Below are 2760 nucleotides of genomic sequence, written 5' to 3' on the forward strand. Positions count from 1 at the left end.
GTCCTGACGGCGGAGAACGGTGCGAAGCAGTACCACGGCGCCCGGTTCTTCAGCGGCGAGTGGGTGTTCAACTCGCTGTCTCCGGTGGTGTCCGGTGTGACCGTGACGGACGTGTCCGCGGCTGCTGTCAATGACGAGCTCCAGGTGGCGTTCGTGGCGACCGATGGTCGGGTCCTGCACACGGTTCGCCAGGTCAGCGGCAACTGGACCGCCCTCGGCACCGTCGACCTGACCGGTGTTCCCGCCGCCCGCGACGGCGTCGCCCTCACCGGCACCTTCAACTGACCCGCGCCGGCCCGCGCCGCGCCCCCCACCCGAACTTTCGAGGAATCCTCATGTCTCTCACCTTCTCCCGCCGCGTCCTGACCTCCGCCACCGGTCTCGCCCTGGCCGCCTCCGGTCTGGTCGCCTTCGCCGCCGCGCCCTCCCACGCGGCGGGCCCCGCCTACCAGATGCCCTTCAGCTGCCAGCAGTCCTGGCTGGGCAAGACGTACGGCGGCCACAGCCCGTCCACCCTTTCCATCGACTGGACGCGAGGCTCCTCGACGGAGAACCAGCCGGTCCTCGCCAGCGCCGACGGCACCGTCAGCGTCGTGAAGTCCCTCACCACCAGCTACGGCAAGTACGTGGTCATCGATCACGGCGGCGGCTCCAAGACGCTGTACGCCCACCTGAACGACCACGACGTCACCGTCGGACAGCGCGTCACCCGAGGCCAGAAGATCGGCATCGTCGGCAACACCGGCAACTCCACCGGGGCCCACCTGCACTACGAGCAGCAGTACCAGGGCACGGTCAAGCAGTCCGTCTTCAACGGCGTTCCGTTCAGCATGGGCTCGACGCTCACCAGCAAGAACTGCGGCGAAGTGGTGACGCCGCCGGCGCCGTCCGGCCAGTGGCGGGCCCAGGTCGCGGTGGAGTCGGGCGGGTCGCTCCACCACGGCGTCCGCAACCCGAACGGGACCTGGTCGAAGTTCGGGGACGTCCAGAACGAGGGCGGCGATGTCCCCTCGGGCGTGCGGACCACCGCCGAGGCCGGCATCGACGGAGACACGCACCTGCTCGCCGTCAGCAACGAGGGCAAGCTGTACCACACCGTCCGCTTCGCCGACGGTTCGTGGGGAGGCTTCGGTGACGTGAACGCGGTGGCCGGTGCTTTGTCGAACGTGACGCAGGTGGCGGCGGCTTCGGTGGGTGCGGAGCTTCAGGTGGCCGTGGTGGCGGACGGGAAGGTGTATCACACGGTGCGTCGGGCGGACGGCAATTGGACGCCGCTGGCTCCGGTGGGCAACCCGGCGGCTGACAGGCCGGTGACGAAGGTGGCGATGGCTCGCACCGGGTCCGATGTGCAGGTGGTTGCGGTGGTCGACGGGGCTCTGCATCACACGGCTCGGTTGGCGAACGGTACGTGGCTCGGTTGGGGTGACGTTTCCGCGGAAGGTGCTCCGGCCGCCATCACGGACGTGGCCGTCGCGGGTACGGGCAATGACCTCCAAGTGGTCCTGACGGCGGAGAACGGTGCGAAGCAGTACCACGGCGCCCGGTTCTTCAGCGGCGAGTGGGTGTTCAACTCGCTGTCTCCGGTGGTGTCCGGAGTGACGGTCGCAGACGTCGCGGCGGCCGCCGTCAATGACGAGCTCCAGGTGGCGTTCGTGGCGACCGATGGTCGGGTCCTGCACACGGTTCGCCAGGTCAGCGGCAATTGGACCGCCCTCGGCACCGTCGACCTGACCGGCGTCACGGGCACCCGCACCGGCGTCTCGATCACCGGCACCTACAACTGACCCGGCACGGGCCGTTCCACCCACCAACCAGGCTTCTTCCGTAAAGGACCTCTCCCACATGTTCAAGGCCAAGCAGTCCGCCCGTAGCCGCTCCCTCCTCCTCGCCGCCGTCGTGCTCGCCCCGATGCTGGGGATGGCCTCGGCCCAGTCGGCGGCGGCCAACGCCCCCAGCGTCGCGGACATCGCACGCAACCAGGTCGGCAACAACTGCACTCCGTACTACGGATGCGTCCACCCGTCCGCCTGGTGCGCGGAGTTCTCCCGCTGGGTCTGGAAGCAGGCCGGCGCCAACACGAGCGGCCTCAACGCGGCTGCCGCGTCCTTCCACAGCTACGGCCAGAAGAACGGCACCCTGCACACCAGCGGACCCCGGATAGGCGACGCGGTCCTGTGGGACGACGACGGTTCGGTCTCCGGCGAGGCGAACCACGTGAGCCTGGTCGTCGGAGTCTCCTCCGACGGCTCGCAGATCCAGACCGTCGGCGGCAACGAGAGCGGCAAGGTCTCGTACAAGAACTGGTTCAACTGGCGGACCTACAACAACCCGGGCGCTGGCAAGGCCCTCGCCTTCGTCTCACCGGTGGGCGTTCCCGGAACGCCGCCGCCGGTGGTGACGCCGCCGGCGCCGTCCGGCCAGTGGCGGGCCCAGGTCGCGGTGGAGTCGGGCGGGTCGCTCCACCACGGCGTCCGCAACCCGAACGGGACCTGGTCGAACTTCGGGAACGTCGACGACCAGGCGGGCGAGATCCCCTCGGGCGTCCGGACCACGGCCGAGGCCGGCATCAACGGCGATACGCACGTCCTGGCCGTCAGCAACGAGGGCAAGCTGTACCACACGGTCCGGTTCGCGAACGGCCAGTGGGCCGGGTTCGGCGATGTCCACGCGGTGGCCGGTGCTTTGTCGAACGTGACGCAGGTGGCGGCGGCTTCGGTGGGTGCGGAGCTTCAGGTGGCCGTGGTGGCGGACGGGAAGGTG

The 2760-nt window shown here is 69.5% G+C and carries 3 protein-coding genes; all 3 read left to right on the forward strand.

Annotated features, from left to right (window positions below):
- Positions 1 to 285: hypothetical protein (locus ACFVS6_RS42865; RefSeq protein WP_389711960.1), on the forward strand; the 285-nt coding region annotated here is incomplete at its 5' end.
- A 50-nt stretch (positions 286 to 335) separates the two neighbouring features.
- Positions 336 to 1784: a peptidoglycan DD-metalloendopeptidase family protein gene (locus ACFVS6_RS42870; RefSeq protein WP_389711961.1), complete on the forward strand. Its 1449-nt coding sequence runs from the start codon at positions 336 to 338 to the stop codon at positions 1782 to 1784.
- A 58-nt stretch (positions 1785 to 1842) separates the two neighbouring features.
- Positions 1843 to 2760, forward strand: a 918-nt coding sequence (locus ACFVS6_RS42875; RefSeq protein ID WP_389711962.1) for a CHAP domain-containing protein, incomplete at its 3' end; no start/stop codon positions are given.

The organism is Streptomyces sp. NPDC057939 (assembly GCF_042887545.1).
GTDB lineage: Bacteria > Actinomycetota > Actinomycetes > Streptomycetales > Streptomycetaceae > Streptomyces.

Coding starts and splice junctions, on each gene's coding strand:
- ACFVS6_RS42870 (WP_389711961.1), top strand. CDS start 336: ATGTCTCTCACCTTCTCCCGCCGCGTCCTGACCTCCGCCACCGGTCTC.